General features: G+C 60.4%; 5 protein-coding genes. All 5 read left to right on the top strand.

The features are described 5' to 3' along the window. A partial coding sequence (locus ABJF10_RS27570) for a hypothetical protein (protein WP_348547839.1) occupies window positions 1–285 on the top strand: 285 nt, incomplete at its 5' end. A 137-nt stretch (window positions 286–422) separates the two neighbouring features. Continuing rightward, complete coding sequence (locus tag ABJF10_RS27565; RefSeq protein ID WP_348547838.1) at window positions 423–1,016, top strand: hypothetical protein; 594 nt, start codon at window positions 423–425, stop codon at window positions 1,014–1,016. Between the two features lie 229 nt (window positions 1,017–1,245). After that, on the top strand, window positions 1,246–5,328 hold the full coding sequence (locus ABJF10_RS27560; protein WP_348547837.1) for a hypothetical protein: 4,083 nt from the start codon (window positions 1,246–1,248) through the stop codon (window positions 5,326–5,328). Beyond that, window positions 5,325–6,380, top strand: a complete 1,056-nt coding sequence (locus ABJF10_RS27555; RefSeq protein WP_348547836.1) for a Wadjet anti-phage system protein JetD domain-containing protein — start codon at window positions 5,325–5,327, stop codon at window positions 6,378–6,380. Before ABJF10_RS27560 ends, ABJF10_RS27555 begins: the two co-directional genes overlap by 4 nt. Window positions 6,381–6,895: 515 nt before the next feature. Next, window positions 6,896–7,520: hypothetical protein (locus ABJF10_RS27550; protein WP_348547835.1), on the top strand; the 625-nt coding region annotated here is incomplete at its 3' end.

Here is a 7,520-nt window from a genome sequence, read left to right as displayed (position 1 = left end):
GATCGTTTCAGCGAGCACGATTATCGAAACGCCGAAGGGCTGCTTTCCGCCATTCGCGAAAGCGGCGCGCTCGTCTCGACGATGCTCGCGGATGCGCGGGCGCGAGGGTTCGGCGAGACAACGCAGACGTTGCTCTATTTGCTGGCCCTGCGTGACTACGGGGAAGCGGAAGAGAATGTGGAATATGTCGTCGAAGCCGCTGCGCAATGCTTCATCGCCGAGCCGTATTGGGGTGATGACTTGCTAATCTGTCCGCCGGCGAAATCCGTGGAGGAGACAGCATGAGCGTCGATGCCGGCGACGCAGCGGAAAAGTGTGGACGCTTCATCCGCTTCGCTTTGCTCCCGCGACTCCTGCCCGCGGATGACGCGGAGTATTTGGAACTCGTCCACGAATTTCTCGCGGACGCGCCATTTCAAGAAATGACCACGGCGTTCGCGTTGGGGCTCGGACTGCGCGTCCTGAGCGTGAGCACGCAGGCAGGGCTGGTGCTGGGCACGACGGCGGAGAGTCCGTTCCAACTTCAGCGAGAGGACTACCACGGGCGCATGTCCGCGTCGGACCGCATCGTGCAGGGGTTGATCCATCTTGCCATAGGCGCGTGGTGTTTCCCGCGTGCCGAGGATCTCCGTGAAGCCGACGAAGTGCTGCCCGCGCGTCTGACCGTCGAGCAGATCGTTGAGTATTTGCACTCGCTTTGTGAGGAATTGAAATCGCGCGAAGAGCGAAATGGCGCGGTGCCGAGCGCCGAGGTGCGCATGGCTTGGCAACATGTGCTGGCGCTGGGAAAATACGCGGACAGCTCCGACGGCCGCGGCTCGTTCGCGACCCTCGCCGGCAAAGTTCGCTATGCGTTGAATTTTCTGACCAACCACGGATTTCTAAAACGCGAGGGGCCGGATAACCGTCCGTCGTGGCTGGCTCGTCCAGCGTTCCGAATTCATGTGCGCGAAATGGCGGGGCATGAAGCATTCGCCATCGTGTCGCGCGCTGCGCAGGAGAACGCCCATGGCTAGGCTGCTCCGGCTCCATCTCTCGTGCGTCGGCCACAAGGACGCGCGCTTTTTTCCGCTCACGCTCGACTTTCGCGACCGAGAGCGAGCGCCGACGGACTGCGTCATCTGGCTGATGAATGGCGGTGGCAAGTCGTCGCTGATGAACCTCTTCTACTCCACGTTTCTGCCGGAGAGTCGCCGATTTCTCGGTGGCAAGGAGGAGAAGCGCGAACGCAAACTGCCCGACTACGTGAAAGGCGGCGATCTCGCCCTCGTGCTCACGGAATGGCAGATGCCGCCAGGTCCGAATCTATTCTCGACTACTCGCATCGTCGGCCAGGTGCTCGCGTGGAAAGGTGGCGTGGCCAGCGTGGACGACGAGAGCCGGCTCGACCGCGAGTTCTTCACGTTTCGCGGTAGCGATCTTCACCCCTTCGACGCGCTGCCATTCCACGGGCTGTCTCCGAAGCCCTGCTCGAATCTGAAGGAAGTTCGCGAGTGGCTGGCGCAGCTCGGGAGCGATTTTCCAGAGCTGGAAGTCGAACGCGGGAGTCAGGATGGCAAAGCGAAATGGCGCGGCACGCTCGATCGCGTCGGCATCGATACGGAACTCTTTGAGTATCATCTGAAAATGAATGCCCGCGAGGGTGGCGCAGCAGAGCTCTTCAAAGTGAAGGACACGATGGAGTTCGTGGACCTCTTCCTCGAGATGGCGCTCAACTCCGAGCAAGCCGACATGGCGCGCGAGCAGATCGAAAGTGTCCGTGAAAAATTGATGCGCTTGCCGCAGAAGGAGATCGAGGAGCGGTTTGTGATCACCCTGCTCGGAGAACTGCGCCCCCTCGCCCACGAGGCGGAGAAGCTCCGCGAGGCGGAAGGCGTGTGGCGGGAAAAACGGCGAGAGAACTTTCTGCTCCGGTCGGCCATCGAGAGTTCCATCGAAACGCACAAAACTCGACTTAGCGTAGTGACTGGCGAACTTACCGCGCTGGCGCAGCAGCGCATAGCGGTGTTAAATGAAAAGAAGGCACGGCAGGAATATCGGCTGAACTACAGCAATCTCGCGCGCGAGCTGACTTATCTGGAAGCCTTCACGGCGGAGGCCGAAGCACGCCGCACCTTGCAAGATGCTGCTGTTGCGAAAAGCCTCGCGGGTGCGGCGCTGCGGTTTGCCCGCATCATGTCGCGGCAGGAAGAATTGAACGAGCTACGCAGGCAGCGGGAATTAGAGTTGACCGAACAGAAGCCTGTGATCGATGAGCTGCGATCACTCGGCGCGAGCTATACTGCCGCGCTCGATGGGGAAATAACGCGGCTCGCCGGTCTCTTTTCATCTGCGCGAGTAGCGTTGGCTGAAGAAGTTGATGGATACAGCATTGCGACTAACCGGCTTACATCGATGCGAGAGGAGTTGACGCGCACGAAATCGGAATTGGAGAACGTAAAACGACGCCTCATTCAGCGCGACCAGCGTCGGGCGGATTTGCGGAAGGACGAGTGCCTGCTCGCCGAGGAGAAAGCGGCGGCGGCGCTCGCACGCTGGGAAATGGAGCAGCGGCTCGTCGAAAAAGACATTAGCGATGCAGAAACTCGCATTGAGAGCATCGACTCGGAAATCTCTGACGTGAACGAGCGGTTGAACGCACTTGCCGGAAAGCACCACGAGCACGCAGGCAACGCCGCGGAGACAGACAAAATTTGGCAGCGGGGGAACGCGGCGGCTCTCGCCCTGCAAGAACGCGCGTCTATCCGCGAGGTGATGTCCACCGACACTCCATCGCTCGATTTTCCCGATCTCCCCGGCCTCCTCCACACTCGATTGCAACGCATTGAGGAGGGCATTTTCCAAAGCCGCTTCGACACCGTGGACGACGAACGCACGTTGCGAGCGTTTGAGAGCGAACGTTTGTTTCCTCCCACTCGGGAGGTCGATCTGGTGCTCGCGCATCTGCGCAGCATCGGTGTGCGCACGGCGCTCCCAGCTTACCGATTTCTCGCGACTAACGCGTCTCAAAGCGAGACTGCCACGCGATGGCTCGCGAGTGATCCCGCCCGTTACTCCGGCATCGTGGTGACCAGCGAGTCGGAGTTTCTCAGTTTGAAAGCTAGCGCCTTCGTTGTGCCGGGACTGCGCCATCCCGTGCAGGTCACGCTTTCTGCCAATCCCGCGTCCACGGAACTGGGCGAAACGGCCGTAGCCTTGCCCGCAAATGAGGGAGCGTTTAATCACGAGGCAGCCGTCACGGCGAATGGCGAAATCGAGACGCGCGTCGAGCGGGCTACAGAGCACGTAGTAACGCTGACCAATCAGAAAGAGGAGACCACCCACGCCGTTCAAGCCCTCGGTAGCTGGCGCGACGAGTTTGGCAATGGAGCGCTCGATCGTATCGCTGCCGAGCGTGACCAAATGCGCGAGGAAGCGGCGCGTATTCATGAGCAGATCGAAGCGCAGCGAGCCCGGCAGTCTGCACTGCGGGAAGAACGTGCCGCCAAGGTTGCGGGGATCAAGGAATGGCGTCCCGAAATCGCTGTATTCACGCGTCGGCAGGAACGTCTGCGGAGCTACATCACGGAATACGAAGACTATGCGGAGCAGTGGATGGAGGAGCGCCGGGCAAAGCTCGTAAAAGTGGAACAACTCGGCGGCGAAATTGCCACGCAGGAACGGGAAGTGGCGCGTCGCAACGGCGAGGTAAAACAACGCGAAGAGCGTGTCCGCAATCTCGATGCGGAGAGTGCTGCGCGCGTTGAGCAACGGGCTGGCATTCGTTTCTTAGAAGCCGAACTACCAGCGGAAGCACTGTCGCTCGAAGCGGCTAGGACGCGCTACGAAAATGCGCTGGCGCGTTTTGAGGATCGCTTCGGACACAACAAACTCGAAGGGCGAATCGAACAAGCCGAGTCCACTCTTTCAGAACTGCGCTCCGACCATCGCCGACAATCGGGAGATTTGTCGGATGACGACGTCGCTGCGGCCGCCAAGCATGATGACTTGGAGGGTCGGAAGACTGAGGCCGAGCGAATGCATCTTCAGGCAAATAGCGCCCGCGATGGAGCGGTGACGCGCCTTGCGGCAGCGGAGGCCGACCGACCAGATGTCCCCGCTCACAAACAGGGGCTCGGCCTGCCGCCCGAAGACACCAGGCCGGCGAACGCCGCTGAAGCGATCGCTCGGCGCGATGCGCTCGATGTCTTGATTGAGACCGACAATGCACGGCTGGCCGATTTTGACTCGCGAATCTCGACTGCGGAGAAAGAATATCAAACAGTGAGGGCCAGTATCGGGGCGCGAACGCCCCATCTCGAAACACTCGACGGATTTACCGATCCCGCGAGCGGCGCGACTCCCAGCTTGCCGGCTGACGACATGGAGCTCACAAAAATGGTGTCTCAGGCCAAGCGCCAGACCGACCGCCTCGCCAGCACTCAAAAAGATACGCGTGAGGTTGTGGAAACGCGCATCGGTCGGTTACGTGAAGCAATCCGCCGGGAGGAATTCGTCACTCTACCCGTTCTCGCCCGGGAGCGGCTCGGCAAGCTTCCGGAGGAGGAATTGCTTCAACGGCTCGACGAGTTCATTCAGAGCCACGACGCGTGGCAAAAGGTCTTACGTAACGAAATCGAAACGCTCGCGCGGGACAAGGATTTGGTGGTCCGCGCGCTGGACGGCGTCGCATCCTCTGCGATCCGGCTTCTCGCAAAAGCAGATCGCGCGAGCCTCATGCCGAATGCTTTTCCTGGCTGGACCGGGCAGCCGTTTCTTCGCATCAATGCAAATCCGGTCACAGAGCCAGCCGCGCGACGAGATCGGCTAGCCGCGCTGGTTGCGCGGCTCGTCGCGGAAAAGGCGATTCCCGCAGGGCACAAGCTTGCGTCCGCCGCCTTGCGCGAAGTGGGCGGAGCGATTCGAGTCACTCTTTTGAAACCGGAAGATCCGCTTCGCCCGGATCGTCACGACATCACGGAGTTTGGCTCATTTTCCGGGGGCGAGAAGATGACCGCTGCGATTTTGCTTTACGCCACCCTGGCGCATTTGCGCATCCGCGGACGGGATGAGCATGGACGCGACCGCGAGGCCGGCGTGTTGCTGCTCGACAATCCATTCGGCACGGCGTCGAAGCGGGAATTTGTCGAACTGCAACTGCGCGTTGCACGGCAGATGGGAGTCCAACTCATCTACACCACCGGCGTAAACGACCTCGGCGCGCTCGATGTGCTTCCGCGAATACTTCGTTTGCGCAAGAGGCATCGCGACCGCCGGTCCGGTGACCTGCTCATTTCACAGGAGCAGGTAGAAGAGCATCTCGAAAGCGTGCAGGCGAATCTCCGATGAAGTCCGCACCAACGGCCGACGACTTTTTTCTGCGGCTCTGTGTCGCTGCCGCCCGTCGGAAACGGGTGGAGGCACAACAATACCGTCGAATCTTTTCCGAACTTTGTCCGGCTTTCTCACCTCCAGAAGCACGCGCTAAGCTCGCCGGCTGGCTCACGCAATTAGCGGAGAACGGCGATATTCTGCTGCCAAAAGGCCAGCGTCTCTACGATCGGTCCAACAGTGGGGACTTGCCCGCATGGATCGAACTGGTGCGCCCCGAAACCGCCACGGCGTCGCTTCCTGTCGATCCAGAGAGCTTCGCGTGGGCGCAGGAATTGCGCTTCGCCTGCACGGTTCGGGATGCGCGCCAGCTCAATGTGCTCCTTCGCGTGCAGGATTTTCTCGCGAACGGCGGACGCGAGCGACCGCTTGTGCCGGCTAAGGAACGCTCCATCGAATTGTTCGGACATGAAAAACGGTTGGAGATGCTTAGGACAGGTATCCTTTTCGGCGAAGGCCGATTAAGCCTTGAACTGCTAAGGTGTTTCCTAGTTCCTCCACCGCTGCTCTTCGAAGCCGTATCTCCATCGGAGAACCGGCCCGCGATTGTCATTGAGAACTATAGCACCTACCATTCGTTCGCTCGCTGGAACCGTGAGGCTCGTTCCTTTTGCGCAATCGTTTATGGCCACGGCGACGCCTTCAAAACCAGCGCCACCGGCCTTGCTGAGGTCGTTCGTGAATGGTTGTGGGACGGACGCTTATTTTATTTCGGCGACCTCGATCCCGAAGGCTTGCTCATCCCACTTGCGGCGTCGGCTACGTTAAGCACGATCGATCTGCCCACTCTGCGGCCGCACTGCGGAAGCTACCGCCGAATGATTGAACGCGCAGCGACCGCTTTTCTTCCAACCGGCGAGGTATTGAGGTTACCTATGGAATGCCGACAATGGCTAGGAGACGAACTCGCGGGACAAGTCGGTCCGTGGTTCGCAAGCGGAGTTCGATTGGCGCAGGAGCTTGTTGGTTGGGAAGAATTGCGTCGTGATGATTCCTTCGTCCGCGTGTAGCGTCAACTTGGCGAACCGCCGCTACTGTAGCGGCGTCACAAATCGGCCGAGCGCGCCGCCGAAGGTTTTTGAATCGGTCGATATATTGTCATGATCGGACGCATTGCGGCGACGATTCAGCGGATCGGATTGCCATAAAGCCCTCCCTGACGCGGCTGCGCCGGGGAGACTGTGCCCGCCGCGGCTGCCACACAGACTCCCGAAAGTGTGAGGCCGTAGCGATCATCTGCGCCGTCCTCTCTCCGCTACCGGGCCTCCGCAGGCCCACGCCCGTCCGCTCCAAGGGGGCCAGCGCCGATCATCGCCATGGAAGTCCACGCCACGCCTGCCAAGCACGCCCCGCGCCAGAAGAATCTGACACGCCTCGTGCGGCCGTCGCCCGCCAGATGCGTGGCAGCCGCTGCTCAGCCTCCGGGGCAATTGGGGAGGCTTCGCATCGGTTGCGTTGTTGAGGACCTCCTCGCTGGCGCTCGCCCCCGCTCAGTCGGCGCGGCGCCTGGAAGGAGGAGAGAAAGGTGTGCTGCCCACCCAGTTTGCTGCCGGTCTCGGCAGGCCGAATCACGACGATCAGCTTTCCGGGGCCGATTTCCGCCATCGACGCGGCGCTGGTCTCCACCGACGCGAAGCACGCCGGGCTCTTCCAAATCTCGCACAGTCCCGGCGCATACTTTCTGTCGTGCAAGAGTCTCGTCAGGAACGGGCAGACGAACTTGAACGTCCGCTGGGATAACAAAACTTACGTGCTGGAACTGCAAGACAGCGCCACTCCGGTGTTGTCACTGATCTTCCGCGTGAAGACCGACAAGGACGACCAGCACAAGCGGCTCGTCACTCCGGCCGAACTGCTCGGTCTGCTCGACAAGGCCAAGGCGTATCCATTGCTTGCGCCGAGTCATCCTGATGCGGTTGAGGGAGTGGAGCACGTCAACTTCGGCGACAAGCCGCAGGTGATGGACTTCGATGCCTATGAAATTCGTTTAGAGGAAGTATTCCGATTCGATCCGCAGGACACGCTGGTCTTCCGAGTGATGCTGAGAAACAAAACCGATAAGATGATTTCCTACGAACCACAGAGCTTTTCGGTAAGAGTAGGGGAGCGCGTTTATCATCAATCCATCGGGGACGCGAGCGGCGTGATGC

The sequence above is a fragment of the Chthoniobacter sp. genome (genome assembly GCF_040003245.1).
In the GTDB taxonomy this organism is placed as follows: Bacteria; Verrucomicrobiota; Verrucomicrobiia; order Chthoniobacterales; family Chthoniobacteraceae; genus Chthoniobacter.
This window is presented reverse-complemented; position numbering and strand designations above follow the sequence as displayed.